At 72.7% G+C, this 26,578-nt stretch carries 24 protein-coding genes and 1 tRNA gene; 7 read left to right on the top strand and 18 right to left on the bottom strand.

Going from position 1 to position 26,578, the window contains the following annotated elements:
* Window positions 1-27: 27 nt before the first annotated feature.
* The gene (locus OG852_RS28285) at window positions 28-2,265 is read right to left on the bottom strand and encodes an MMPL family transporter (RefSeq protein ID WP_133912278.1); all 2,238 of its coding nucleotides are present in this window, start codon (window positions 2,263-2,265) and stop codon (window positions 28-30) included.
* A 157-nt stretch (window positions 2,266-2,422) separates the two neighbouring features.
* On the bottom strand, window positions 2,423-3,028 hold the full coding sequence (locus OG852_RS28280) for a TetR/AcrR family transcriptional regulator (RefSeq protein ID WP_330349345.1): 606 nt from the start codon (window positions 3,026-3,028) through the stop codon (window positions 2,423-2,425).
* Between the two features lie 226 nt (window positions 3,029-3,254).
* On the opposite strand from OG852_RS28280, the gene OG852_RS28275 reads away from it, so the two are divergent.
* Complete coding sequence (locus OG852_RS28275; protein ID WP_133912276.1) at window positions 3,255-6,515, top strand: S41 family peptidase; 3,261 nt, start codon at window positions 3,255-3,257, stop codon at window positions 6,513-6,515.
* A 192-nt stretch (window positions 6,516-6,707) separates the two neighbouring features.
* Here OG852_RS28275 and OG852_RS28270 read toward each other — a convergent pair whose 3' ends face one another.
* From OG852_RS28270 to OG852_RS28255, 4 genes are all read right to left on the bottom strand, one after another.
* Complete coding sequence (locus tag OG852_RS28270) at window positions 6,708-6,887, bottom strand: hypothetical protein (RefSeq protein WP_133912275.1); 180 nt, start codon at window positions 6,885-6,887, stop codon at window positions 6,708-6,710.
* A 94-nt stretch (window positions 6,888-6,981) separates the two neighbouring features.
* The gene (locus tag OG852_RS28265) at window positions 6,982-7,866 is read right to left on the bottom strand and encodes an SDR family oxidoreductase (protein WP_133912274.1); all 885 of its coding nucleotides are present in this window, start codon (window positions 7,864-7,866) and stop codon (window positions 6,982-6,984) included.
* Window positions 7,863-8,738, bottom strand: a complete 876-nt coding sequence (locus OG852_RS28260) for an alpha/beta fold hydrolase (RefSeq protein WP_330349344.1) — start codon at window positions 8,736-8,738, stop codon at window positions 7,863-7,865. Before OG852_RS28260 ends, OG852_RS28265 begins: the two co-directional genes overlap by 4 nt.
* The gene (locus tag OG852_RS28255; protein ID WP_330349343.1) at window positions 8,735-10,252 is read right to left on the bottom strand and encodes a flavin-containing monooxygenase; all 1,518 of its coding nucleotides are present in this window, start codon (window positions 10,250-10,252) and stop codon (window positions 8,735-8,737) included. Before OG852_RS28255 ends, OG852_RS28260 begins: the two co-directional genes overlap by 4 nt.
* A 161-nt stretch (window positions 10,253-10,413) precedes the next feature.
* Between OG852_RS28255 and OG852_RS28250 the strand changes: the two genes are divergently transcribed.
* Both OG852_RS28250 and OG852_RS28245 read left to right on the top strand, forming a co-directional pair.
* Entirely contained in the window at window positions 10,414-11,058 is a 645-nt protein-coding gene (locus OG852_RS28250; RefSeq protein ID WP_133912271.1) for a MerR family transcriptional regulator, read from the top strand.
* Between the two features lie 293 nt (window positions 11,059-11,351).
* Window positions 11,352-12,590 carry a recombinase family protein gene (locus OG852_RS28245; RefSeq protein WP_330349342.1) on the top strand — a complete coding sequence of 413 codons (1,239 nt, stop codon included), beginning with the start codon at window positions 11,352-11,354 and terminating at the stop codon, window positions 12,588-12,590.
* A gap of 43 nt (window positions 12,591-12,633) precedes the next feature.
* On the opposite strand, the gene OG852_RS28240 is transcribed toward OG852_RS28245, so the two are convergent.
* Entirely contained in the window at window positions 12,634-13,458 is an 825-nt protein-coding gene (locus OG852_RS28240; protein ID WP_330349341.1) for an exodeoxyribonuclease III, read from the bottom strand.
* 58 nt (window positions 13,459-13,516) lie between these two features.
* Here OG852_RS28240 and OG852_RS28235 point away from each other — a divergent pair, with 58 nt between their 5' ends.
* Window positions 13,517-13,999, top strand: a complete 483-nt coding sequence (locus tag OG852_RS28235) for a GNAT family N-acetyltransferase (protein WP_133912269.1) — start codon at window positions 13,517-13,519, stop codon at window positions 13,997-13,999.
* Window positions 14,000-14,008: 9 nt separating this feature from the next.
* Here OG852_RS28235 and OG852_RS28230 read toward each other — a convergent pair whose 3' ends face one another.
* Entirely contained in the window at window positions 14,009-14,644 is a 636-nt protein-coding gene (locus OG852_RS28230) for a response regulator transcription factor (protein ID WP_330349340.1), read from the bottom strand.
* Window positions 14,602-15,957, bottom strand: a complete 1,356-nt coding sequence (locus tag OG852_RS28225) for a sensor histidine kinase (RefSeq protein WP_330349339.1) — start codon at window positions 15,955-15,957, stop codon at window positions 14,602-14,604. The genes OG852_RS28230 and OG852_RS28225 overlap by 43 nt, the downstream gene beginning before the upstream one ends.
* Before the next feature lie 133 nt (window positions 15,958-16,090).
* Between OG852_RS28225 and OG852_RS28220 the strand changes: the two genes are divergently transcribed.
* A complete protein-coding gene (locus tag OG852_RS28220) occupies window positions 16,091-16,918 on the top strand; it encodes an ABC transporter ATP-binding protein (RefSeq protein WP_330349338.1) in 828 nt (275 codons plus the stop codon).
* Complete coding sequence (locus OG852_RS28215) at window positions 16,912-19,407, top strand: FtsX-like permease family protein (RefSeq protein WP_330349337.1); 2,496 nt, start codon at window positions 16,912-16,914, stop codon at window positions 19,405-19,407. Before OG852_RS28220 ends, OG852_RS28215 begins: the two co-directional genes overlap by 7 nt.
* Here the strand turns inward: OG852_RS28215 and OG852_RS28210 are convergent.
* The 9 genes from OG852_RS28210 to galU form a co-directional block, all read right to left on the bottom strand.
* Window positions 19,347-19,754, bottom strand: coding sequence for a hypothetical protein (locus OG852_RS28210; RefSeq protein WP_133912265.1), 408 nt, complete (start codon window positions 19,752-19,754; stop codon window positions 19,347-19,349). The genes OG852_RS28215 and OG852_RS28210 overlap by 61 nt on opposite strands.
* A 56-nt stretch (window positions 19,755-19,810) precedes the next feature.
* Entirely contained in the window at window positions 19,811-20,026 is a 216-nt protein-coding gene (locus OG852_RS28205) for a hypothetical protein (protein WP_133912264.1), read from the bottom strand.
* 242 nt (window positions 20,027-20,268) lie between these two features.
* A tRNA-Ala gene (locus tag OG852_RS28200) sits at window positions 20,269-20,342 on the bottom strand.
* 86 nt (window positions 20,343-20,428) lie between these two features.
* Window positions 20,429-21,736, bottom strand: coding sequence for a divisome protein SepX/GlpR (sepX, locus tag OG852_RS28195; protein WP_330349336.1), 1,308 nt, complete (start codon window positions 21,734-21,736; stop codon window positions 20,429-20,431).
* Between the two features lie 188 nt (window positions 21,737-21,924).
* A complete protein-coding gene (locus OG852_RS28190; protein ID WP_420712163.1) occupies window positions 21,925-22,551 on the bottom strand; it encodes a GNAT family N-acetyltransferase in 627 nt (208 codons plus the stop codon).
* On the bottom strand, window positions 22,548-23,090 hold the full coding sequence (locus tag OG852_RS28185) for a MogA/MoaB family molybdenum cofactor biosynthesis protein (RefSeq protein WP_133912262.1): 543 nt from the start codon (window positions 23,088-23,090) through the stop codon (window positions 22,548-22,550). Before OG852_RS28185 ends, OG852_RS28190 begins: the two co-directional genes overlap by 4 nt.
* Window positions 23,087-23,566, bottom strand: coding sequence for a cyclic pyranopterin monophosphate synthase MoaC (gene moaC / locus OG852_RS28180; protein ID WP_133912261.1), 480 nt, complete (start codon window positions 23,564-23,566; stop codon window positions 23,087-23,089). The genes OG852_RS28185 and moaC overlap by 4 nt, the downstream gene beginning before the upstream one ends.
* Window positions 23,567-23,629: 63 nt before the next feature.
* Window positions 23,630-24,955 carry a molybdotransferase-like divisome protein Glp gene (glp, locus tag OG852_RS28175; RefSeq protein ID WP_330349335.1) on the bottom strand — a complete coding sequence of 442 codons (1,326 nt, stop codon included), beginning with the start codon at window positions 24,953-24,955 and terminating at the stop codon, window positions 23,630-23,632.
* Window positions 24,956-24,960: 5 nt separating this feature from the next.
* Window positions 24,961-25,863: a UTP--glucose-1-phosphate uridylyltransferase GalU gene (gene galU, locus OG852_RS28170; RefSeq protein WP_133912259.1), complete on the bottom strand. Its 903-nt coding sequence runs from the start codon at window positions 25,861-25,863 to the stop codon at window positions 24,961-24,963.
* Window positions 25,864-25,995: 132 nt separating this feature from the next.
* On the opposite strand from galU, the gene OG852_RS28165 reads away from it, so the two are divergent.
* Entirely contained in the window at window positions 25,996-26,571 is a 576-nt protein-coding gene (locus OG852_RS28165; RefSeq protein ID WP_133912258.1) for a 5-formyltetrahydrofolate cyclo-ligase, read from the top strand.
* Window positions 26,572-26,578 lie beyond the last annotated feature (7 nt).

Here is a 26,578-nt window from a genome sequence, read left to right as displayed (position 1 = left end):
CCGGCGGTCATCTGACGAGCGGTCGGATCACGCTCGTACGAGCTCCCTGTCCTCGTCGGGGTCGGTGTCCCTGGCGTCGGCGGGGGTGCGCAGCCCCTCGCCCTCGACGTCCACGTTGGGCAGGGCGCGGTCCAGCCACTTCGGCAGCCACCAGGCCTTCTTGCCGAGCAGGGCGAGGACCGCGGGGACGATCGCCATGCGGACGACGAACGCGTCGAAGAAGACGGCGATCGCGAGGCCGAAGCCGATCATCTTGATCATCGACTCGCCGGAGCCGATGAAGCCGGCGAACACGGCCATCATGATGACCGCGGCGGCGGCGACCACCCGGGCGCTGTAGCGGAACCCGGTCACCACGGCCTGGCTCGGGCTCTCGCCGTGGACGTACGCCTCCCGCATCCGGGTCACGAGGAACACCTCGTAGTCCATGGCCAGTCCGAACACCACGCCCACCATGAAGATCGGCATCATCGACATGATCGGGCCGGTCTCCTCGACGCCGATCAGGCCCGCCAGCCAGCCCCACTGGAAGACCGCGACGACGGCGCCGAGCGCGGCCAGCACGCTGAGCAGGAAGCCAAGGGCGGCCTTCAGCGGGACCAGGATCGAGCGGAAGACGACGATCAGGAGGAGGAAGGCGAGGCCCACCACGAGGCCCAGGTACGGGATCAGGGCGTCGGTGAGCTTCTGCGAGAAGTCGATGTTCATCGCCGTGGTGCCGGTGACCAGCACCTTGGCGTCGGTGTCGGCCGTGACGCCGGTGCCGGCGTCACGGATGGCGTGCACCAGGTCCTCGGTGTCGGTGGAGGACGGCTTGGAGTCCGGGATCACCGTGATCATCGCGGTGTCGCCGGCCTTGTTGAAGGTCGCCGGGGTGACGGTGACGACGTCCTCGAGGCCCTTGACCTCGTCGGTCACGGCGGTGGCCGCGGCCTGCGGGTCGGCGCTGTTCTTGGCGTCGACGACGAGCATGAGCGGGCCGTTGAAGCCGGGGCCGAAGCCTTCGGAGAGCAGGTCGTAGGCGCGGCGCTGGGTGGTGGACGTGGGCTGGGAGCCGTCGTCGGGCAGGCCGAGCTCGAGTTGGCTGGCGGGGAGGGCGATCGCACCGAGGCCGACCACGCCGAGCAGGAGGACGGCGACGGGACGGCGGACGACGAAGCTGGCCCAGCGGGCGCCCAGGTTGGGCCTGGCCGGTCCGGCCGATCCCTCGGTGTCCGGCGCGGGGCGGCGGCCGAACCGCCTGCCCTTCGCGTCGGCCGGCTTGACCTTGCGGCCCGCGTAGCCGAGCAGCGCGGGGACCATGGTGAGGGCGATGAGGACGGCGACGACGACCGTGCCGGCCGCGGCGAGGCCCATCTTGGTCAGCATCGGGACGCCGACGACGGAGAGTCCGGCGAGGGCGATCACGACGGTGAGGCCGGCGAAGACGACGGCGGAGCCCGCGGTGCCGGTGGCGCGGCCGACGGCCTCCTCGCGGCTGCGGCCCTCGGCCAGTTCGGACCGGTAGCGGGAGACGATGAACAGCGCGTAGTCGATGCCGACCGCGAGTCCGATCATCAGGGCGAGGGTGGAGGTGGTGTCGCCGAGGTCGAGCGCGCTGGCGAGGGCGGTGATGGTGGAGACGCCGATGCCCACGCCGATGATCGCGGTGAGCAGCGGAAGTCCGGCGGCGACGAGGGAGCCGAGGGTGACGACGAGGACGATCGCGGCGAGGGCCAGGCCGATGATCTCACCGGTGGCGGCCTGCTCGGGTTCGGCCTGGAGCGCGTCGCCGCCCATCTCGACGGTCAGTCCGGCGTCCCTGGCCTTGTCGGCGGTGCTCTCCAGGGCCTCCTTGGAGGAGTCCTCGAGCTCGACGGACGCGACCTCGTACTTCACGGAGGTGTAGGCGACCGTGCCGTCCTTGCTGACGGCGTTCGTCGTGTAGGGGTCGGTGACGGAGACGACCTCGGAGCCGTCGCCGAGTTCCTTGACGGTCTTCTCGACGGCCGCCTTGTTGGCGGCGTCGGTCATCTTCTCCCCCGCGGGCGCCTTGAAGACGACCCGTGCGGTGGCGCCGTCGGCGCTGGAGCCGGGGAAGCGCTGTTCCAGCAGGTCGAAGGCCTTCTGGGCCTCGACGCCGGGGATCGAGAAGGAGGAGGAGCCGGCGGCGGGCGCGGAGGCGGCACCGACGCCCGCGAGCGTCAGCAGGGCTATCCAGAGCAGGGCGACGAAGTGCCGCCGCCGGAACGAGAACCGGCCGAGCCGGTAGAGGAACGTGGCCACGGAGGCGTACTCCCGGTCAGGTCGTGGGGTGTGGGCGCCCGGCCGGGGTTCCGGCACGGGCCCGAGGGCAGGGGTGACCACACCGGCGGGGAGGCAGGGGTGGTCGTCCCGACGACTGAGCGGTGACGTCAGGTGAAGGTGGGTGATCGGGGAATGATCAGGAGGTGGGCACGCCGAGAGCGGGGAGGACCACGGCGTCGATGTACGAGAGGAGGAAGGACTGCGTCGGCGGCATCTCGTCGATCATCGTGCGGGCGGCGAACCCGCCGATCACCATGTGCATCACGAACTCGATCGCCGGGTTGTCCGGGCGGACCTCGCCCCGGTCGACCGCCCGCTGCAGCACGGTGCGGAACTCGGCCATCTCGGGCTCGATGAGATGTTCCCGGAACGCGTCCAGGAGATCCGGGTTGCCGTGGATCGCCATGGCGAGCCCTCGCATGAGCGCGGAGTTCTGCTCCATCTCGCAGTCGTCCGAGCGCAGGGTGAGGGCGTGCAGGTCGCCTCTGAGCGACCCGGTGTCGATCTCGGAGAGCCCGACGCCGCCGGGCTTGCTGTGCCGGACCGCCCTCGCCACCAGTTCGGCCTTGCCGCCCCACTGGCGGTAGAGCGTGGCCTTGCTGGAGCGGGTGCGGGCCGCCACGGCGTCCATGGTCAGGGCGTCGTAGCCGACCTCACGGAGCAGATCGAGCACGGCGCCGTACAGCTCGGCCTCGCGCTCCGGTGTGATCCGACTGCGACGCGCGGTTGCGGTCTCGGTCATCCCACTCACCTTCCGGCTCCGTCACCCAGGGGTCCTCGTACACCCATGAAGATACCCTGAGACCGAACGAAACGAAACCGTTTCGTACGTGTGCTGACTCACGTCCGTGAAGAGCGCATAAGAACGACCCCCCAAAGCGGCCCCGAAGCAGCTCCGGAGCGGCCCGGAAGCGGACATCCGGAGCCGACGAGTTGCCCGACCCCCAGCGGGGGAAAAGCATGGGGAGGTGAGCTATCTGCGCCTGCCCCATCTCAGCGGTGACCTCCTGTGCTTCGTGGCCGAGGACGACCTCTGGCTGACCCGGCTGGACAGTCCCGACCGCGCCTGGCGGCTCACCGTCGACCGTACGAAGGCGGGACACCCCCGCTTCTCCCCCGACGGCCGCCACCTCGCGTACACGAGCTGGCGAAGCCTCGTCCCCGAGATCCACCTGGTGCCGGTGGACGGCGGCCCGGGACGGCGGCTGACCTACTGGGGCAGCCCCGACACCCAGGTGTGCGGCTGGACCCCGGAGGGCGACATCCTCGCCGTCGCCTCCCACGGCGAGCCCTTCTCCTACTTCACCTGGGCCTACAAGGTCCCCACCGACGGCTCCCCCGGCAGCAAACTGCCCTGGGGACCGGTCTCCGACATCCAGGTCGCCGACCTCGACGGCGAGCACATGACCCTGCTGCTGACCGGCACGCCCCCACACGAACCCGCCTCCTGGAAGCGCTACCGGGGCGGCGCCACGGGCCGCCTGTGGCTGCACGGACAGCGGCTCCTGGAGGACCTCGACGGCCACCTGCACTCCCCGCTCTTCGCCGGCGGCCGGATCGCCTTCCTCTCCGACCACGAGGGCGTCGGCAACCTCTACTCCTGCGCCCACGACGGCTCCGACCTGCGCCGGCACACCGACCACGACGCCTTCTACGCCCGCCACGCCGCCACCGACGGCACGCGCGTGGTGTACCAGTGCGCCGGCGACCTGTGGCTCGTCGACGACCTGGCCGCCGGCTCCGAGCCGCGCCGGATCGACGTACGGATGGGCGGGCCGCGGGCCGGGCGGCGCCGCCACCAGATCCCGGCGGCCCAGCACGTGGACGGCCTGTCCGTCGACGAGACCGGCCGGGCCAGCGCGGTCGTCGTGCGCGGCAGCCTGTACTGGCTGACCCACCGCGACGGGCCCGCCCGTACGATCACCGACACGCCCGGGGTACGGGTGCGGCTCCCGGAGATGCTCGGCTCGGGCGGACAGGTCGCCTACGTCACCGACGCCGAGGGCGAGGACGCGGTCGAGATCGCCTACCTCCCGCGCGCGAGCGGCGACCGCGAGCCGCGGCGGCTGGCCTCCGGGGAACTGGGCCGGGTCCTGGAGATGGTGTCGGACCCGGACGGCGAACGCCTCGCGATCGCCGCCCACGACGGACGGCTCCTGCTCATCGACGCGACGGAGGACTCGGGCGGGGAGGTCACCGAGCTGATCGCGTCCGTCAACGGGCCCGTCCGCGACCTCGCCTTCTCCCCCGACGGCACCTGGCTGACCTGGTCGCATCCCGGCATCGGCCGCTCGCTGCGGCAGATCAAGATGGCCCGGATCCCTGGCGTGGGGCAGGGCGAACGGCTGATCGTCGACGTGACGAACGGCCGGTTCGAGGACGAGAACCCCGTGTTCACCCGGGACGGCCGCTACCTCGCCTTCCTCTCCTGGCGCGGCTTCGACCCGGTGTACGACGTCCACACCGGCGACCTGTCCTTCCCGCTCGGCTGCCGCCCCTACCTCGTCCCGCTGTCCTCCGCGACCCCCTCGCCCTTCGCGCTCAATCCGGAGGGCCGGCCGGCCGCCGGAGGCCTCGACCCCGTGGAGGAGGACGAGGGCGGGGGCGGCGACGGGACCGTGACCGTGGAGGTCGAGGGCCTGGAGAGCCGGGTCACGCCCTTCCCCGTCCCCGCGTCCAAGTACTCGTCGCTGCACCCGGTCGCGGGCGGCGGGCTGGTGTGGCTGCGCTGGCCGATCTCGGGCGCGCTGGGCGAGACCTTCGCCAACCCGGACGACATGAGCGGACGGCCCACGCTCGAGCACTTCACCATCGGCAAGGCGAAGAAGTCCGAACTCGTCGGCCATCTCGACTGGTTCGGCGTCAGCGGGGACGGCTCCCGGCTCGTCGTCGTCGACGAGGGCGATCTGCGGGCCGTGCCGTCGAGCGAGTCCGGCGACCTCGACACCACCGTCTGGATCGACGTACGCCGCATCCTGCACGAGGTGGACCCCGGCGCCGAGTGGCGGCAGTCGTACGAGGAGGCGGGCCGGCTCATCCGCGCCTACTTCTGGGACCCGGGGATGTGCGGCATCGACTGGGACGCGGTCCTCGACCAGTACCGCCCGCTCGTCGAACGGGTCGCCTCCCCCGACGAGTTCGCCGATCTGCTGCGCGAGGTCCTCGGCGAACTCGGCACCTCGCACGCCTACGTCACCCCCGCCCGCCGCAACGAGGGACCGCCGCACTACCAGCGCCGGCAGGGCCTGCTGGGCGCCAACCTCGTACGGCGCGACGGCGGCTGGACCGTCAAGCGCATCCTCGCCGGCGACTCCTCCGACTCCAAGGCCCGCTCGCCCCTCGCGGGCACCGGCATCCGTGAGGGCGCGGTCCTCACCCACGTCGACGGCCGCCCCGTCGACCCGTTGCAGGGCCCCTACCCGCTCCTGGCGGGGGCGGGCGGTACGACGGTGGAGCTGACGTTCACGCCCGCCGAGGGCACCGCGGGGCGCGCACGGCGCGTGGCCGTCGTCCCCCTCGTCGACGAGCGCCCCCTGCGCTACCAGGACTGGGTCGCCAAACGGCGCGAGGTGGTGCGCGAGTTGAGCGGCGGCCGGTGCGGCTACCTCCACATCCCCGACATGGGCGGCTCCGGCTGGGCCCAGTTCAACCGCGACCTGCGCATGGAGGTGTCCCGGCCCGCGCTCATCGTCGACGTGCGCGGCAACGCGGGCGGCCACATCAGCGAACTCGTCGTGGAGAAACTCACCCGCACGATCCTCGGCTGGGACCTCACCCGCGACGCCCAGCCGGTGTCGTACGCCTCGAACGCCCCCCGCGGCCCGGTGGTGGCCCTCGCGGACGAGGCGACCTCCTCGGACGGCGACATGATCACCGCCGCGTTCAAACTGCTGAAGCTGGGACCGGTGGTGGGCCAGCGCACCTGGGGCGGAGTCGTCGGCATGACCGGCCGTCACCGGCTCGGCGACGGCACGGTCATCACCGTGCCCATGAACGCCGCCTGGTTCGACGCCTACGGCTGGTCCATCGAGAACCGGGGCGTCCTGCCCGACCTGGAGATCCTGCGCACCCCCCTCGACTGGGCGGAGGGCCGCTACGCCCAGCTCGACGACGCGGTCCGCCTCGCCCTCGACCTCCTGGACACCCACCCCCCGGCCTCCCCACCGGACTACAGCACGGTCCCGGACCGCTCCCGCCCCAAACTCCCACCCCGCCCCTCGGGAGCATGAGGGGCCGGCGTGAGGGGCGCAGGGTGAGGGGCGCGAGGTGAGGGGCGCGAGGTGAGGGGCGCGGGGAACTGCGCGACAAGCCCCCACCCGCCCGCACCCGACAACGCACCCGACAACGCACCCCAAAAGACGCAGGGTGCCCTCCCGAAAGGAAGCGCACCCCACGTTCAAGGCCGAAGCCGAGCGCAGCGACTAGGCGTCGTAGTCCTGGTTCAGCCGGTCCTCGTCCTCGCGCCGCATCCGCTCCGACTCCGGTTCCGTCTCACGGCGGCGGCCACGCTGCTGGACCTGCTCCTTGGCCTGCTGGGCCTTCTGCTTGGCCTGCTGCTGCCACTGCTGGGACTGGTCCTGCATCTTGTCCTTCATACCCATGTGGGTTCACTCCTGTAGGGAGATGAGGGGGATTCGAGGCCCCGTGGTGGGGCCTCGACCAGATTCACACGGCAGGACAACCCACGCATTTCGATCAACTACGCTGCGTAGCACGGGCCGCCTCGTCGGCCGCCCCGCCCGCACCCACCAGACCCGTCCGCATCCCCTTCAACCGGGGCGCGAACCGCCTCATCTCCCGCTGCCCGACCGTCCCGATGATCCCCGGCAGAAACCCGCGCACGCCCTGCATCCCGCGCAGCCACCCCTGCCCGTACACATGACTCGACCGCCGCTCCACGCCGGCGACGATCCGGTCGACCGCGGGGCCCAGCGGGTACGTCTTGTTCGACGGCCACGGCAGCCGCTGCCTCAACTCCCGCATGACCTCCTCCTGATCGGCCCCGCGCACCATGTCGGTGTCGGTCCAGGACAGGTAGCCCACACCGACCCGCACACCCCGGTGGCCGACCTCGGCGCGCAGGCAGTGCGCGTACGCCTCCACGCCCGACTTGGACGCGCAGTACGCGGTCATCATCGGCGCGGGCGTGATCGCGGCGAGGGAGGCGATCTGGAGCAGATAGCCGCGGCTCTCCAGCAGCGCCGGCAGGAAGGCGCGGGCCGTGACGGCGGACCCGATCAGGTTGACCTCGATGACCCGGCGCCAGGCCTCCGGGTCGGAGTCGACGAACGGACCGCCGGACGCCACACCGGCGTTGGCGACGACCACGTCCACCTTGCCGAAGCGTTCCCTCACCTCCGCCGCGACCCGGGTCATCGCCTCGTGGTCGGTGACGTCGGCGTACCAGTGGCCGCTCTCGCCGTGCAGCCGCTGCGCGACCTCCTTGAGCGCGTCCGGCTCCAGCCCCACCAGCGCGACCTTCGCCCCGCGCGCGGACAGCCTGCGGGCGAGCAGCTCCCCGACCCCCCGCGCGGCACCCGTGACGACGGCGACCTGTCCCTCGAGACCGACCCTGCTCATGCGCCCTCCTTCAACAGCGTGTACGTGCGGACGAGTTCCCGGATCCTGGCGTTGACCGGCTCGGGCGCCTCGACGGGCGTCATGTGACCGAGCCCGGGCAGCTCGGTCACCCCCAGGGAGTGCGGCAGCCGCGCCGCGATCCGGTGCGCGTGCACCGGCGGCGTCAGCCGGTCCCCGGTGCCGACCAGGACCGCCGTCGGCACCCGCAACTCCCGTACGGCGTGGTCGAGATCGAGCGAGCTCAGCACCCGCGACCAGGCGTGCCGCACCCCGCGCGGGCAGGCGTGCACGATCCGCGCGCACGTCTCCACCAGGTGCGGGGCCGAACCGGCGCCCATCGTGGCGTACTTGAGGATCGCCTTCGCGACCGGCGTGACCGGCCCGAGGGGCGCCCGCGAGCCGAGGACGCGTCCGGTCAGCCAGGTCCGCAGCCGGCCCGGCCGCAGGGGGACGACGGTGGACTCGGCGACCAGCCGCGAGACGCCGGTGCTGCACAGCAGGACGGCTCCGGCGTGCTCCCGCACCCGGGGGCGGGCGGCGGCGGCCAGCACGGTCATCCCGCCCATCGAGTGCCCGGCGATCACCGCCTTCTCGCCCGGCGCGAGCGTCGCGGCGAGCACGGCCTCCAGGTCGTCGGCGAGCACGTCCGTGCTGCACACCGGCGACGGCGGGGTGCGTCCGTGGCCGCGCTGGTCGTAGACGACGACCCGGTGGTCGGCGGCGAGGTCGCGGATCTGGGCCGCCCAGAAGAGGGTGGAGCAGGTCCAGCCGTGGGCGAGGACGACCGCGGGAGCGTCCTCGGGTCCGTGCACCTCGACGTGCAGGGGGGTGCCGTCGGCGGAGCGGGCGGTGAGCTCGCGGGCGGGGCTCATGCGGTGACCTCGTCCCTGCGGGCGCCGTCCTGGGCCCGCGCCGGACCGGCGGACGCCCGCAGCACCTCGTACTCCGCGAGGTCCACCCGCCGCGTCGCACGCCGGAACTCGCCGGTCGTGCCCGGCCAGATGGTGGTGTTGCGGCCGTTCGCGTCGAGGTACCAGCTCGTGCAGCCGCCGGTGTTCCACACGGTCCTCTTCATACGCTCCTGCACGCGCGCGTTCCAGGCGTCGACGGCGCCGGGCCGGGCGTCGAGGGCGACACGCCGGCCGAGGACGTCCAGCTGCCGCATGTAGTCGGCCAGGTAGTTCAGCTGGGACTCGATCATCAGGATCATCGAGGAGTTCCCGAGGCCCGTGTTCGGCCCGATGACCGACATCCAGTTCGGGAAGCCGGCCGCGGAGGCCCCGCGCAGGGCGGACATCCCGTCCTTCCAGCTCTCGGCGAGGGTCCGCCCGTCGGCGCCCACCACCCGCTCGGCGATCGGCATGTCGGTGACGTGGAACCCCGTACCGAAGACGATCACGTCGGCCTCGGCCTCGCTGCCGTCCGCCCCGACCAACGTCGAGCCGCGGATCTCGCTCAGCCCGCTCGCGACGACGTCGACGTTCGGCTGGGCGAGGGCCGGATAGTAGGCGCTCGACAGCAGGATCCGCTTGCAGCCGATGCGGTAGTCGGGGGTGAGCTTGGCGCGCAGGACCGGGTCCTTGATCGAACGGGCCAGATTGCGCTTGGCGAACCGCTCGACGAAGCCGAGTTCGTTCGGGTGCTTGGTGAACGCCTGGACCTGCAGCTCACGGATGCCCCACAGCACTCCGCGCCGCACCTGGGCGGTGAAGGGCAGCGCCCGGTGCAGGGCGCGTTCGGCGCCGCTGATGGCGCGGTCGACGCGCGGCAGCACCCACGGCGGGGTGCGCTGGAAGAGGGTCAGCCGGGAGACGTCCGGCTGGATCGCGGGCACGATCTGGGCGGCGGAGGCGCCCGTGCCGACCACGGCGACCCGCAGGCCGGTGAGGTCGTGGTCGTGGTCCCAGCGGGCCGAGTGGAAGACCTTGCCGGGGAACGTGTCGAGTCCGGGGACGTCCGGGATCCTCGGATCGGACAGCGGCCCGGTCGCGGACACGACGACGTCGGCGGCGTACCGCCCGCCGCTCGTCTCGATGTCCCACCGCAGTTCCCGCGGGTCCCAGGTCATCCGCCGCACCTCGGAGCCGAACCGCAGGTGCGGCCGCAGCCCGAAGGTGTCCGTGACGTGCTCCAGATAGGCGCGGATGTGCTCCTGCCCGGAGAAGGCGCGCGGCCAGTCGGGGTTGGGGGCGAAGGAGAAGGAGTACAGGTGGGAGGGCACGTCACAGGCGCACCCCGGGTAGCTGTTGTCCCGCCACGTCCCGCCGACGCCGTCCGCCCGCTCCAGGACGACGAAGTCGGTGATCCCCTCGCGGCGCAGCCGCACCGCGGCCCCCAGCCCGCCGAACCCGGACCCGATCACCGCCACCCGCACGTGTTCGGTCATGCCGACACCTCCTGCCGTACGACGCCCGACGCGCCGACTCCCGACGACTCCTCGCGACCGCGCCAGTGAACACTGGCACGGTCGGACTGTAGAACAGCCCGCTACTGAGCGGTAGGGGCCGGGGGAAGGAAGTTACCGCGGGTTCGACATAGCATTCCGCCGTGGCGGACAAGCGCGAATACCGGACGGAGGAGCTGGCCAGGCAGGCCGGCATCACAGTGCGCACCCTGCGCTTCTACCGCGAGCGCAAACTGCTCGCGCCGCCTCGCCGCGAGGGCCGTATCGCCTGGTACGACGACCATCACCTGGCCCGGCTGCGCACGATCGCCGCCCTCCTGGAACGCGGCCACACCCTGACCGGCATCGCCGAACTGGCGGACGCCCTGGACCACGGGCGGGACGTGGCCGACCTGATCGGCGTCGGCGGCCCCACCGAGGAGGAGCCGATCCGGCTCACCCCCGAGGAACTCGCCGCCCGCTTCGAGGGCCAGGTCACCCCCGAGAACCTCGCCGCCGCCCTCGCGCTCGGCTACCTCGGCACCGACGGCGACGAGATCGTCCACATCAGCCGCCGCCTCCTCGACGTCTCCGCCGCCCTGGTCCGCGAGGGCATCCCGCTCGCCGAGGTCCTGGCGGCGGGCGCCCGGGTCCGCGAACACGCCGACGCCCTCGCCGACCTCTTCACCACCCTCGTCCTGCGCCACGCCACGGAATCCGATTTCCCGCGCCTGCGCCCCCTGGCGAGAAGCGTGGTGGAGGCGGAACTGTCACTGGCACTGGACCGGCGGCTGCGCGGGAACCGATAGAGCGCCGGCGACGCGGACGACGGATTGTGGCATCCGGATTCCTCACCGTCCCGGGTTCCACAGGTCTTCACACCATGGGGGCATTTCCAGCCCCATGACGGACGAAAATCGCCTCACGGTCCGAGAGTGAGATCGAAAGGCCCCGGCGGCTGTGCCACCAGCCCCGGGGTGTGGCCGACACTTCACGGAGCGCCGACATGCCCGAGCCTAGCCTTCAGCCGTCGCAGCCGACTTCGACTCGCACCGGATTCCCCCGCGCACTGGGCGCCGTACGCCTGAGCTGTCTGACCGAAGTGACCACCTCACCCGTCAGGCAGCGCACCTCCATTCACCTGTGCGCCGAGCGACTGGGCTTCACTGTGATCGCCGAAGCCACGGATCTCGGGGTTTCCGCACGCAAGCTGTCCCCCTTCGAAAGGCCTTCACTGTCATCGTGGCTGCGGCACCCCGACGCTTACGAGGCCATCGTGTGGTCGCACGTGGACCGCGCCGTGCGGTCCGTCGCCCACATGTCCCAACTGATCGCATGGGGCCGAACGCACTCGACGACGCTTGTCTTCGGGATGCCCGAAGAACATCAGCCGCTCGTTGTCACGCCACGGGCCGATGGCGACGCCGTCCGCCGCTGCATGGACCTGGCCCACTGCGCCGAGCAGGAGACCCGTGCCATTTCCGCGCGCCTCACCGGCGCACACGAGGTGCTTCGCGCGACGGGCCGATACGGCGGCGGTCTCGTTCCGTTCGGGTACAGGAAGGCAGCCCATCCATCCGGCACGGGGTGGTGTCTCACGCCCGACCCGGACGCGGTCGCGATCGTCCGCGCGATCGTGGACCACGTACACCTGGGCTTCTCGCTGATCGCCATCGCCGCCAGACTCGAAGCCGCGGGAATTCCGGTGCCCCGCGACCGCCACGCCCAGCTTCAGGGACGCCCCACCGGTGGGCGGCGCCACGGACGTGACTTCGAGCGCTTCCGCTGGACAGCCGGCAGTCTCTCCAAAATCCTTCGCACTCCGGCGCTGATGGGGCACCGAGTACATCGCGGAAAGACCGTCCGTGACGGCGAGGGATCACCTGTGCTGATCGGTCCTCCCCTGCTCACCGAAGAGGAATTCCAAGCTCTCCAGAACGTCCTCGAAGCACGCTCGAACGGCATTCACCCCAAGCGCCGCGAGACGTCCTTGTTGATCGGCATCGCACACTGTGCCGGGTGCGACGGACGCATGTACTTCGCCGCACGCAAAGCCTATGCGTATGGCGACTACGTCTGCCGTGCTTCTGCCCGCGGCACGACCTGTCCCGCACCCGCCTCCATCCGGGCCGGCTGGCTGGACGACTACACCCTCAGCCGCTATCGGGATGCCACCGCCATGACCGGCGATGTGACACGGGAACACCTCCTGAAAGACGGGGTGCGTGTCACAGTCGCCAAAGGAAGGTCGGGCGGGGGCCCGGCCCGGCTCCTCGGCCCGGACGTCTCGCGGCTGACGTTCACCATCGAAGGGGCCCACCGCGGTCAGCCGCGGCCGTGAGGAGTCGGGGCACACCGACCCGGTGCGCCCCGTCCCTTTCCCTTCACCGCTCGAAAACCACCGTCACCAGAGCATGGTCGGACCATCGCTCCTCATAGCTGGCCGCGCGCTCCACGTACCCCTTCACCGCCGCCTTCGCGAGCCCGGGAGTCGCCACGGCGAGGTCGATCCTCCAACCGGAATCGTTCTGGAAGGCCCGCCCCCGGTACGACCACCACGAGTACGGCCCCTCCACGTCCGGGTGCAGGGCGCGTACGACGTCGACGTATCCGCCGTCCTCCGGGGCGTAGACCCGGGTCAGCCACTCCCGTTCCTCCGGCAGGAAGCCGGAGTTCTTCGTGTTGGAGCGCCAGTTCTTCAGGTCGGCCTGCTGGTGGGCGATGTTCCAGTCGCCGCAGACCAGGACCTCGCGGCCGTCGGCCGCGGCGCGTTCGCGCAGGTCCTTGAGGTACGCCAGGAACTCGTCCATGAAGCGGACCTTCTCGTCCTGGCGGTCGGTGCCGACCTCGCCGGAGGGCAGGTAGAGGGAGGCGACCGTCACACCGGGCAGGTCGGCCTCGACGTAGCGGCCACTGCCGTCGAACTCCGCCGAGCCGAAGCCGATCCGCACGGCGTCCGGTTCACGGCGCGTGCAGAGGGACACACCGGCCCGGCCCTTGGCGGTGGCGGGCGCGTGCGTGACATGCCAGCCGTCGGGGGCGCGGACCGCCTCGGGCAGCTGCTCCGGCTCGGCGCGCACCTCCTGAAGGCACAGCACATCGGCGGAGGTGTCCGCGAGCCACTCCACGAAGCCCTTCTTCGCTGCGGCACGCAGACCGTTCACATTGACGGAGGTCACAGTCAGCACCCGGGCACGATACCGGCACACTGGACGAGGTCCAGACATCGGATTCCACCCGCTTGTGCATAGAAGTACTGTGAGCCGCATGAACATACGCCGCGTGTCCTTCGACCACCCCGATGCCGTCAAACTCAACGACGAGGTCCAGGCGGAGTACCACGAGCGCTACGGCGACGGCGGCGACGCCACGGTCCTGGAGCCCTCCCACTTCGAACCGCCGCGTGGGGTTTATCTCATCGCGTACGACGAAGCCGGCCGCCCCGTGGCCACCGGCGGCTGGCGCAGCCAGGACAGCAACGGCGAGGGCAACGAGGACGGCGACGCCGAGCTGAAGCGGATGTTCGTGATCCGGGACATGCGCGGACGCGGGCTGGCGCGGCGGATGCTGACCGCGCTGGAGGAGGACGCGCGGACGGCCGGCCGGGTGCGGATGGTCCTGGAGACCGGCACCGAGCAGCCGGAGGCCATCGCCCTGTACACCTCCAGCGGATACGCGCCGTGCACCAAGTTCGGCTACTACCGGGAGTTCGAGTCGAGCCGGTGCTTCGCCAAGCCGCTCGGGTCGTAGGGCGGCCGCTCAGGCCCTGAGGTAGGCCAGGACGGCGAGGACCCGGCGGTGGGTGTCGTCCGCCGGGGGCAGGTCCAGTTTCGTGAGGATGCTGCCGATGTGCTTGCCGACGGCCGCCTCCGAGACCACGAGCGCTCTGGCGATCGCCCCGTTGGACCTGCCCTCGGCCACCAGCGCCAGCACCTCCCGCTCGCGCGGGGTCAGCCGGGCCAGCGGATCGCGGCGGCGGCGCAGCAGGTGGCGTACGACGTCCGGGTCGACGACCGTGCCGCCGGCGGCGACCTCCTGCAGCGCGGCCACGAACTCCTCGACCTGCCCGACGCGGTCCTTGAGGAGGTAGCCGACGCCGGTGCCGTCACCGGAGTCGAGGAGTTCGGCGGCGTAGGCGCGTTGGACGTACTGGCTGAGGACGAGCACGGGCAGGCCGGGGCGCTCGGCGCGCAGCCGGACCGCCGCCTGCAGGCCCTCGTCCTGGAAGGCGGGTGGCATGCGGACGTCGGTGACGACCACGTCGGGGGTGTGCTCGGCGACGGCGTCGACGAGGGCGCGGGCGTCGCCGACCGCCGCGACGACCTCGTGGCCGAAGCGGGTGAGCAGGGCCGTCAGGCCGTCGCGGAGGAGGACGCCGTCCTCGGCGAGGACCACGCGCAGTGTTCGTCCTTCGGTGTCGGCTCGCAAGGGATCTCCACACGCAGCAGGGTCGGTCCGCCCGTCGGGCTGGTCACGGACAGTCTTCCACCGAGCACTGACACCCGGTCCGCGAGACCGGTGAGACCGCTCCCCCGGTCCGGGTCGGCGCCGCCGCGGCCGTCGTCCGACACCTCAAGGACCAGCCGTCCGTCGCCGTACTCGCCCCTGACCCGGGCGCGCCCCGCCCCGCTGTGCCGGGCCACGTTGGCGAGTGCCTCACGGACCACGAAGTGGGCGGCGGCCTCCACCGCCTGCGCGAGCCGGGGCACCGACGGCGCGAAGTCGACGTCCACGGGGACCGGCGAACGGTCGGCCGCGTCGGCGACGGCGGCCTCCAGGCCGTAGTCCACGAGCACTTGCGGGTGGATGCCGTGGATGAGCTCCCGCAGTTCGGCGAGGGCCGCGCCCGCCTCCTCGCACGCGCGCGTGAGTTGTTCGGCGAGCGGGCCGCCGGGCGGGGCGTCGAGCCGGGCCAGGCCGAGGGTCATCGTGAGGGCGACGAGGCGTTGCTGGGCGCCGTCGTGCAGATCGCGTTCGATGCGGCGCCGCTCCGCCTCGAAGGCGTCGACCAGGCGGGCGCGGGAACGGGTCAGTTCGACGACCCTCGCGCGCGTGTCGGTTTCGGGCGGGGCGATCAGACGGCGCGTCAGGGTGGCGCGGGCCCCGGCGGCCACGCCGATGGCGTACGCCCCGGCCGCCAGCAGCAGCACCCCGAGCGCGGCGGCGGCGAACGCCGTGGGCAGCCCGGTGACCGTCCACACCTTCAGGACCTTCACCTCCCGCCCGCCGCCGACCGTGACGAGCAGCAGCGGTGTCGCGATCATCCCCAGGGGCGACAGCAGGGCGACGGTGAGCAGGAGCGCCTCGGCCGGCCAGAGGACGCAGGCGGTGAGGAGGGTGTGCCCGAGCTCCCGCCACGTGGCGCGCTCCCGCAACCGTGTGACCAGCCAGGCACGCAGACCGGGGGCGGCCGGCTCGATGTGCGCGCCGGCCGCCCGCGCCCCCTCCACCCACCGCAGCCTGCGCCGCTCCAGCGCGGCCACGGGCAGTCCGGCGAGGACGGTGGCCGCGAGCAGGGGCAGCCCGACGACGACGATCGCGAGGACCCCGCCGACCGCCACCCACGCCGCCAGCCCGACCAGCAGGGCGGCCCCGAGAACGGCACCCGCCAGCAGGAAGGCGGCGGCGCGCCACGGCCAGGGCGAGAGCAGGTAGCGCGGGCGGCTCAGTGCCTGCCACACGTTCCCGGGGCGGGGGTCGAGGTCCATACGGATCACCGTAGAAGGCTGCTCGGAGGCGGACCATCCCCGCAGACCGAGTCCCGGGGGTAGGGCCTGCCCTACCCCAACTCTCGCCCCAGGCCGACCGACTGGCAGCCCCCGTCCGCGGTTTCGTGGAGCCATGACCACACAGGCCGTCCAACTGACCTCCGTGAGCCGGCGCTACGGCGCTGCCGGCGCCGGCGTCCACGCGCTCGACGACGTCACCCTCGCCCTCCCCCGTGGCTCCTTCACCGCCGTGATGGGCCCGTCGGGGTCCGGTAAGTCGACGCTGCTGCAGTGCGCCGCCGGGCTCGACCGGCCCACGTCGGGATCGGTACGGATCGGCGGCACCGAGCTGACCGGGCTGAGCGAGCGCCGGCTCACCCTGCTGCGGCGGGAGCGCATCGGGTTCGTCTTCCAGTCGTACAACCTGCTGCCGGCTCTCACCGCCGCCCAGAACGTCGCCCTCCCGCTGCGGCTGGCCGGCCGCCGTCCCGCGAAGGCGGAGGTGGTCGAGGCGCTGCGGCGCGTCGGCCTCGCGGATCGGGCGGGGCACCGGCCCGCCGCCCTCTCCGGCGGCCAGCAGCAGCGGGCCGCCCTCGCGCGCGCCCTGATCACCCGCCCGGAGGTGCTGTTCGGCGACGAGCCGACCGGCGCCCTCGACTCCACGACCGGCCGCGAGGTGCTCGTCCTGCTGCGCGCCCTGGTCGACCGCCACGGCCAGACGGTCGTCATGGTCACCCACGACCCGGTGGCGGCCTCCTGCGCGGACCGGGTGGTGTTCCTGGTCGACGGCAGGATCCACGGCGAACTGACCGGCGCGGACACGGGCGCGGAACGGATCGCCGCGCGGATGGCGGGGCTGGAGACGGGGGCGGCGACGCGGGCGGCGGCGGGGCTCGCCGTGGACGACGCCCAGGGCGCGCCGGTGCGTGCCGGCGGTGCGACGGAGGTGGCCCCGTGCTGAGCGTCGCCGTACGGACCCTGTGCACGCGCTGGGCGTCCTTCGTCGGCAGTTTCGTCGCCCTCGCCCTGGGGGTGGGGCTGCTGACCGTGATGGGGCAGGCGCTGGCCGCCTCACTGGACGCGCCGGTGCGGACACCGGAACGCTTCGCGGCGGCGCCGGTGGTGGTGCGGGGGCTGGACACGCTGCGGGTGCCGACCCCGACCGGGGTGCGGACGGCGGCGTTGCCGGTCCCGCGCGCGGTGCCGGCCGCCACGGTCGCCGCACTGCGCGCCCTCGGCCCGGTCGTGCGGGACCGTTCCTTCCCGGTCCGGGTGACCGGCGGCCCGGGCGGTCTCGTCGGCCACCCCTGGTCGACGGCGCGTTTCGCCCCGTACGAGCTGACCGGGGGCCGTCCGCCCCGCGCGGTCGGCGAGGTGGTGACCACCGGGGACTGGGCGAGCGTGGGCGACCTGCTGGAGACCGGCGCCGGGCCGGTGCGGGTCGTCGGGACGGTACGCGCGCGTGGCGGGACGAGACACGCGCGTGGCACCACCGCACGCGCGCGTGGCTTCGAGGACGCCGTGTTCTACACCGACGCACGGGCCGCCCGGCTGGAGCCCCGGTCGGAGCAGGTGGTGGTCGAGGCGGGCGCGGGGGCGGTCCGCGCGGCTGTCGGCGACAGCGCGCGGGTGCTCACGGGGGACGCGCGCCGGTTCGCGGACGCCGACCCCGCGCGGGACGCCGAGGCGCTGACCGCGCTGAACGCGCTGTTCGGCACGGCGGGCGGAGTGACGGCGTTCGTCTCGGTGTTCGTGGTGGCCTCGACGTTCGCGTTCGCCGTGGAGCGCCGGCGCCGCGAGTTCGGGCTGCTGCGCACCGCGGGTGCGACACCGGGTCAGATCAGGCGGTCGGTCCTGGCGGAGGCGCTGCTGGTGGGCGTGCTCGCCTCGGCGGCGGGCTGTGCGCTGGGCGCGTACGGCGCCCCGTGGCTGACGGAGCTGGTGGTCGACGGCTCTCTCGCGCCGGCCTGGTACGCGATCGGCGGTCACGTGTGGCCGTACCACCTCGCCCTCTGGACGGGCCTGTCCGTCGCCGTGTGCGGGGCGCTGGCCGCGAGTCTTCGCGCCGGGCGGACCGCGCCGGCGCAGGCGTTGCGCGAGGTCTCGGTCGACGGGCGCGCGCTGACGGCCGGGCGCCGGTGGTGCGGCGCGGCGCTGCTCGTCACGGCGTGCGCGACCCTGTCGTACGCCCTGCTGGCCGATCCCGGTGATCTGCTGCACCGCAAGACGTACATCAGCCGCCCCCTGCTGCTGATCACGGCGGTGGCGCTGCTGTCGCCCGCGCTGGTGCGTCCGCTGGTGCCTCGGCTGCCGGGGGTGATCGGGCTGCTGGTGCGGGAGAACGCGGTCGCCGGGGTCCGCCGTACCGCCGCGGTGGCCGCGCCCGTGCTGGTCACCGTGGCGCTGGCGGGCTCCCTGTTGGGCGCGACGGGCACGCTGGCCCAGACACGGACGGCGGAGGTACGGCAGTGGACGGCGGCGGACTTCGTGGTGACACCGGGCAACGGTTCGACGCTGTCGGCGGATGTCGTGGAGCGGCTGCGGCAGGTGCCCGGTGCCACGGTGTCGGCGAGTGCGGCGACCGCCGTGTACACCCTGGAGGACGGGGTGGCGCTGGTGAAGTCCGAGGCGCGGGCGGTCGATCCGGGGCTGCTCGGCGCGGCCGTGCGGCTGCCGGTGGCGGCGGGCCGGCTCGCGGATCTCGACGACGGTTCGATCGTGGTGACCGAGGAGTGGGCGCGGCACCGGGTGGGGCAGCGGGTGCGGGTGTGGCTCGGTGACGGTACGTCCCGGTCGCTGCGGATCGTCGCCGTGCTGGCCACGGGGACCGGGGAGAGCGGTGTGTGGGTCGGCGCGGGTGAGTCGGGTGGTGCGGGCGTGGACCGCGTCGACGTACGCGTGCGTGCGGGGGCGGATCCGGAGGTGGTCGCGGCGGGGTTGCGGGCGGTCGGCGGGGTGCGGGTGCTGAGCCGGGCGCAGTGGGTGGCGGCGGCCTCTCCCGAGACCAACCGGACGACCCGGCTGGGGGTGTTTCTCGTCCTGGGCATCGCGCTGCTGTACACCGGTGTCTCGCTCGCCAACACCCTGGTCATGGCGGCCGGGGAACGGCGGCGGGAGCTGGTGGCGCTGCGGCTGGCCGGGGCCACGGGCGGGCAGATTCTGCGGCTGACCGCGGCGGAGGCGCTGACGGTGGTGGGAGTGGGCGCCGTGCTGGGCCTGGCGGTGACGGTGGTCAACCTGGCGGGGATGTGGGGCGCGTTGCGTCTGGTGTCGGCTCCGGCGGCGCTCGAGGTGCCGTGGCCCGCCCTCGGTGCGGTGACGGCGGCGTGTGCGGTGCTGGCGGTGGGTGCGGCGGTCGTACCGGTGGCGTGGTCGGCGGCGGCCGCCGGTCACATTCCGGGGATCGGGACGGCGATCTCGCGCCGGTCGCGGAGCCTGACCCAGATCTGAGCGGGCCAGTCCCGGACGGGAAGGGGGAGGTCGATCTGTCGGGCCTCCCCCGGTTCCAGGGACGTACGCAGCAGCAGGCCTTCGCGGAATCCGGAGACGTCCTTGAGGAACACGGAGAAGTCGCTCTGGGATTCGCTGCCGGTGTTGCGGAGCCGGAGGTGTTCACCGGGTCCCCATTCGACCTCGAACAGCTTGCGCTCTCGTTCGGCGCTGCGCTGGGACTCCGCGGTCATCTTCGCCATCCGTTCGGTGACCACGAGGGCCCTGACGGCGATGACGGCGGAGGCGGTCGGCGCGAAGTCGACCACTGCGTCGACGAGATCGACCGCGAGCTGAACGAGGCTCATGCCGGGCTAACGACCCACCCGGGCCCGGGTCACTCACCGGTTTCCCGCCGGGCGGGTCACTCCGCCGCGTCCGGCGCACGGTCGGGCCCGCGCGCCGCCATCGCTCCGTGACGTACCGCCATATGCCGCATCTGCCGGGCGTCCTCGGCCGCGCGGCGGGCGGTTTCGGCGCTCGCGGAGGCGAGTCTGATCGCCTTGAGGCAGACATAGAGCGCGACGCCGGCGACGAGCGCGTTCACGATGCCCACGGCTGGTGAGATCTGGTTCCACATGGGTATGTCTCTCCTTCTACACCTGGCGAACCTGCTCGGCGGGGAAAGTGTCACGCCCGAGAGGTGCGAGGCATGCCGCGAACACCGAAAGAGAGCAAATCAGGTCACCCGTACGACATATGCGGTCGAACCCGTGTCGGGATGCGGATACGGGTGGCGGCGCCGGACGGCCGCGCGGGAAGGGATCACCGCGGACATGGCAGAAGGTCCGCCCCTCGAAAGGGGCGGACCTTCATGCTGCGTGGACCTGAGGGGATTTGAACCCCTGGCCCCCTCGATGCGAACGAGGTGCGCTACCGGACTGCGCCACAGGCCCTTGCAACGAGTGAAACTCTAGCACCCCGATCGGGCTGCTTGAAAATCCGTTCCCGGAGGCCGGAGGCCCGAGGGCTCCCGCGCGGGTCACTCGTTGGCGGCCCGGGGCCGCTCGCCGTCCTCGTACTGGTCGAAGAGCGGCGTGCGGCCGCGCTCACGGGAGCGCCGGGCCGAGGCCGCCCGTCGCGCGTCGCTGCGCTCGTCGTCGTCCCCCGCCCTGCCGTCCGCGTGGTCCGGGTCGTCCGGCTCCGCGTCCGCGACGGTGGCGTCCGCCGCCTCCTGCTCCGGTACGACCGCGCTGGAGCGGGCGGAGCTCCAGGCGTCCGGCGCGCCGAGGTCCACGTCGGCGGTGGCCCGGGGCGCGACCGGCGCGGTCACGTACGTGGGCAGCGGGACCGGCACCGGGTCCCAGCTGTCGCCGTGGGCCGGCCGGCGCTGCCGTTCGCGCTGCTGATCGACCCACTCGGCGTGGTCGGTCTGCTCGACGAGCGCCCTGCGGTCGGCAGCGAGAGCCAGCAGACCCGGGTCGGTCTCGGGTTCGGGGGCCTCGTGCGGCTCCTCTGCGCCCGCGTCGGGGGCGGTATCGGCGCTCGCGGCGGCCGAGGCCGGGGCGGGGGCGCGGCGGCGGGGCTGGCGCTCACGGAGCCGCTGCGCGGCGGCCTCCGCGCGTCTGCGGTCCATCTGGAAGGCGAAGCGCCGGCGCTCCTGGGCACGCAGGTAGGCGATGTACCCGCTGAGCAGGACGGCGGGCACGCCGGGCGCCCACAGGAACGCGAGTCCGCCGACGGCCGCGACGACCGCGCCGAGCGTGAAGGCGACGAAGAGCAGGATCGTGGTGCGCCTGCGGCGCGCGAGCGCCTTCGAGCGCTGGGCGCGCGCTGCGGACGCCTGGGCGCCGGGCGTGCGTCGCGCGGCCGGCACACGTCGGCCCGCCGGGGCGGCGCCCCCCTCGCGCGCGGGCACGTGGCCGGATCCGGACGCGGGGTCGGAAGTGCGGTCACGCGGGGGTTTGGGCGCCGGATCGCGCTGGGGATCACGCCCCGGGTCGCGTGCCGCGTCCGGGCGCGCGGGGCCGCGCTCCGGTGCCCGTTCCGGCACCGGGGCCTTCGCCTGCGGGCGGGTCGGAGGCATGGCGAAGGCCCGGACGTCCACCGAGTCGGTGACGGCGTCCGGGGCGTCGGCGTCCCGCTCCCCCTCGTCGGAGGAGCGGGCCTGCAGGTCCCTGGCGTACCGGCGCTCCATGCCCGCCCGTCCGGACAGCAGCCGGATGGCGGTGCTGAAGCGTTCCGTCGGACGGGCTTCGTTCAGCTCGTCCTGCCTACGGAGCCACATCGGCACCAAGTAGGCGGCCCAGGCCCCGACGATGACTGCGTAGATGAGGCCGCTGCTGCTCACGCCTCACACGGTAGAGGGATTCGCATGAGGCCATCCGCCAATTGGGCCGGTGTGTCGCACGATCTGGCTGATATTTCGAGCTTTTTTTGCGACCAGTGCGATCAACCGATCGCTTTCGAACGTTTATTCGGAAAGGTGAGGCGGGAGGGTGAAGCGTCTTTCAGGACCGGCTTTCGGCACGGTCGTATTCAATTGGAGGCGTTCTGCGAGCGCGCGCGTCGCCACCGGCCCAGCATCCCCTCCGGCACTTCCTCCGCCGTGAGCGCGAAGACGAGGTGGTCGCGCCAGGCGCCGTCGATGTGGAGATAGCGCGGCCGCAGCCCTTCCTCCCGGAAACCGAGTTTCTCCACGACCCGGCGGCTGGGCCCGTTCTCGGGGCGAATGCAGACCTCGATGCGGTGCAGCCCGACGGTCCGGAAACAGTGGTCGACGACCAGCGCCACCGCCGTGGGCATCACCCCGCGGCCGGCGACCGCCTCGTCCACCCAGTAGCCGATGTGCCCGGAGCACATCGACCCCCAGGTGATCCCGGCGACGGTCAGCTGCCCGACGAGCTGCCCCCGGTACTCGATGACGAACGGCAGCATCCGTCCCGCGTTCGCCTCGGAGCGCAGATGGCGGACCATCTGGCGGTAGGTCGGCCGGTGCGCGATCGGCCCGCTGGGCGCGGGCGGAGGGATGGTCGCCTCCCAGGGGCGCAGCCAGTCCCGGTTGCGCCGGTTCACCTCGCGCCAGGCCCGCTGGTCGCGCAGCTTTATCGGCCGCAGGACGATGTCGCCCTCCGTCAGCTCCACGGGCCAGGATGCGCCGTTCAGCTCGCACCTCCCGTGGTGGCGGCCGGTCTGGGGTGGTCCCCGCCGCGGATCTGGTCCACGACGTGCTTCAGGAGGGGTTCCAGGACCGTGAGGCCGTCCTTCACACCGCCGGTCGAGCCGGGCAGGTTGACGATCAGGGTCCCTCCCGCGACTCCGGCCAGGCCGCGGGAGAGGACCGCGGTCGGCACCTTCTCGCGGCCGTACGCGCGGATGGCCTCGGCGATGCCCGGCACCTCGTAGTCGATCACACGGCGGGTCGCCTCGGGGGTGCGGTCGGTGGGCGAGACGCCCGTGCCGCCCGTGGTGACGATCACGTCGAAACCGGCCTCGGCGCCCGCCCGCAGCGCCTCCTCCACGGGGTCGCCGTCGGGCACCACCTGCGGCCCGTCGACGGCGAAGCCGAAGCCCCTGAGGCCCTCGGCGATCAGCGGGCCGCCCCGGTCCTCGTACACGCCGGCCGCGGCACGGTTGGAGGCGGTCACCACCAGCGCGCAGTAAGGCGCCGGGAGAGCACCGCCGATCGACGCGTCCAAGGTCATGCCCGACTCCAGTCGCCCGACTTGCCGCCCGTCTTCTCCTCCACGCGCACGTCCGTGATGACCGCTTTCTTGTCGACCGCCTTCACCATGTCGATCACGGTGAGCGCGGCGACGGTCACCGCGGTGAGCGCCTCCATCTCGACACCGGTGCGGTCCGTGGTCTTCACCGTGGCGCTGATCTCCACGGCGTCGTCCGCGACCGACAGGTCCAGTTTCACACCGGACACCGCCAACGGGTGACACAGCGGGATGAGGTCCGGGGTGCGTTTGGCGCCCATGATCCCGGCGATCCGCGCGGTGGCGAGCGCGTCACCCTTGGGGACGCCCTCGCCGCGCAGCAGCTCGACCACGCGGGACGAGACGAGGACGCGTCCGCTGGCGCGCGCGGTGCGCGCGGTGACGTCCTTGCCGGATACGTCGACCATGCGGGCGGCGCCCGCGTCGTCGATGTGCGTCAGTCGGTCCTGCGTACTCATGGTCGTGCGGCGCTCCCGGTCCGGGCCTGTTGTGCGCGACACGGTACCCCCAACCAGGGGTGCTCAGCCGAGCAGGACCACCTCGACGTCGGTGCCCGGTTCCACGGACTCCACGTCCTCGGGGACGACGATCAGCGCGTCGGCGTGGGCGAGGGCGGCCACCAGGTGCGAGCCCGCGCCGCCGACGGGCCGGGCGGTGCCGTCGGAGCAGGTGGCACGCAGGAACTGCCGGCGCCCCTTGGGCGAGGCGATCGCCTTGTCGGCGACCAACCTCGCGCGCGTGGTGGGCCGGTGGACGTCCTCGAGGCCCATGAGGGTGCGGATCGCGGGACGGACGAACAGCTCGAAGGAGACGTACGACGAGACCGGGTTGCCGGGCAGCGCCAGCAGCGGGATGTGGTCGGGGCCGATGGAGCCGAAGCCCTGGGGCTTGCCGGGCTGCATGGCGAGCTTGCGGAACTCGATGCCGCTGCCGGCCTCGTCCTCGTCGCCGACGTGCGACAGCGCCTCCTTGACGACGTCGTACGCCCCGACGCTCACGCCGCCGGTGGTGACCAGGAGGTCGGCGCGGACGAGCTGGTCCTCGATGGTGGAGCGCAGGGTCTCGGCGTCGTCGGCGACCGCGCCCACCCGGTAGGCGATCGCGCCGGCGTCGCGCGCGGCGGCGGTCAGCGCGAAGCTGTTGGAGTCGTAGATCTGGCCGGCGCCCAGTTCCTCGCCGGGCTGGACGAGTTCGCTGCCGGTGGACAGGACGACGACACGCGGGCGCGGGCGCACCCGCACGGTGCCGCGGCCGATCGCGGCGAGCAGGGCGATCTGGGGCGGGCCGAGGACGGTACCCGCTTCGAGGGCCCGGTCCCCGGCCTGTACGTCGCTGCCCATCGCGCGCACGTGCGCGCGTGCCCCGGCGGGACGGTGCACGCGCACGTGGCCGGAGGCCTGCTCGGGGGCGAGGCTGCGGGCGCGCATTGCGCTGACCGGGCCCTCGCCGAGGCCTCCGTCGGTCCACTCCACCGGGACGACGGTCTCGGCGCCGTGCGGCAGCGGGGCGCCCGTCATGATCCTGGCGGCCTGGCCGGGTCCCACGTACAGCAGGTCGGCCGCCTGGCCCGCCGCGACGTCCCCCACGACCTCCAGGGCCGCCGGGAACTCCTCGCTCGCGCCCGCGACATCCGCGACCCGTACCGCGTACCCGTCCATGGAGCTGTTGTCGAACGGCGGCAGGGAGACCGCGACCGTCACGTCGTCGACCAGGACGCAGCCCTGGGCGTCGGGCAGTTGCAGCTCGATGGGTTCCAGCGGGCGGACGGTGGCGAGGATGTCCTCCAGGTGCTCGTCCACCGACCACAGGTGTTCCTGGCCGGTGGGGCGGGGCGCGGCGGTGCTCAAGGTGGCTACATCTCCTCGGTGACGTAACTGCGAAGCCAGGACCGGAAGTCCGGACCCAGATCTTCACGTTCGCACGCGAGTCTGACAATGGCACGCAGGTAGTCGCCGCGGTCGCCGGTGTCATAGCGGCGGCCCTTGAAGACGACGCCGTGCACCGGGCCGCCGACCTTCTCGTCCTGGGCGAGCAGCTGAAGGGCGTCGGTGAGCTGAATCTCGCCGCCGCGGCCCGGCTCGGTCTCGCGCAGCACGTCGAAGACGGCGGGGTCGAGGACGTAACGGCCGATGATCGCGTAGTTCGACGGGGCGTCCGCGGGTTCCGGCTTCTCGACCAGGCCGGAGACCTTGACCACGTCGCGGTCGGGGGTGGCCTCCACGGCCGCGCAGCCGTAGAGGTGGATCTGCTCGGGCGCGACCTCCATGAGCGCGACGACGCTGCCGCCGTACAGCTCCTGAACCTCGATCATCCGCTGCAGCAGCGGGTCGCGGGGGTCGATGAGGTCGTCGCCGAGCAGGACGGCGAACGGCTCGTTCCCGACGTGCGGGGCGGCGCACAGGACGGCGTGGCCGAGGCCCCTGGGGTCGCCCTGGCGGACGTAGTGCATGGTGGCGAGGTCGCTGGACTCCTGGACCTTGGCGAGCCGGTTGGCGTCGCCCTTCTTCTCCAGCGCCGACTCGAGTTCGTAGTTGCGGTCGAAGTGGTCCTCGAGGGGGCGCTTGTTGCGTCCGGTGACCATGAGGACGTCGTCGAGTCCGGCGGACACGGCCTCCTCGACCACGTACTGGATCGCGGGCTTGTCGACGACCGGCAGCATCTCCTTGGGAGTGGCCTTCGTCGCCGGGAGGAACCGGGTGCCGAGGCCTGCTGCGGGGATGACAGCCTTGCTGATCCTGGGGTGAGACTGAGTCATGTCCGCAACCTTATCCGGTGGCTTTGAGAGGAATCTGTAGCTCCGGTTAATAAGTGTTCATTTGAGCGTATTGGAGCAGTGCGGGTGCGATCCACGAGCCGGGGCAACGGCAAACCGGACTCTGACAAAACTATGTTGCGGCGAGGGTTCCTCGACGTGAGGAGCAGGTTGACGGCCGACGACGTGCACGCGGCGGCGGCCGCGCTGGCCGGGCACGCCCTGGAGCTGCCCGAGTTGGCTCACGCGCGCGTGGTGGCTGCGTACGTCTCCGTGGGCACCGAACCCGGCACCCTCGCGCTCCTGGACGCCCTGCGCGCCCGGGGCGTGCGCGTGCTGCTGCCCGCGCTGCTGCCCGACAACGACCTGGACTGGGGCGCCTACGACGGCCGGGACTCCCTCGCGCCGGTCCGGCACGGCGGGAAGATGGAACTCCTGGAGCCGGTCGGCGAGCGGCTCGGCCCGGACGCCGTCACGCGCGCGGACGTCGTGCTGCTGCCGGGACTCGCGGTCGACACGCGCGGGATGCGGCTGGGGCGGGGCGGAGGATCGTACGACCGCGTCCTGGCCCGCCTGGAGCGTGCCGGCGCGCACCCCTCCCTGGTGGTGCTCCTGTACGACGACGAGGTCGTCGAGCGCGTCCCCGAGGAGCCGCACGATCTGCCGGTGCGGGCGGTGGTGACGCCGTCGGGGGTGCGGCGGTTCCCGTAGGCGCTTC

The sequence above is a fragment of the Streptomyces sp. NBC_00582 genome (assembly GCF_036345155.1).
GTDB lineage: Bacteria > Actinomycetota > Actinomycetes > Streptomycetales > Streptomycetaceae > Streptomyces.
The sequence above is the reverse complement of the archived record's forward strand: the minus strand, read 5'-3'. Positions and strand labels throughout refer to the sequence as shown.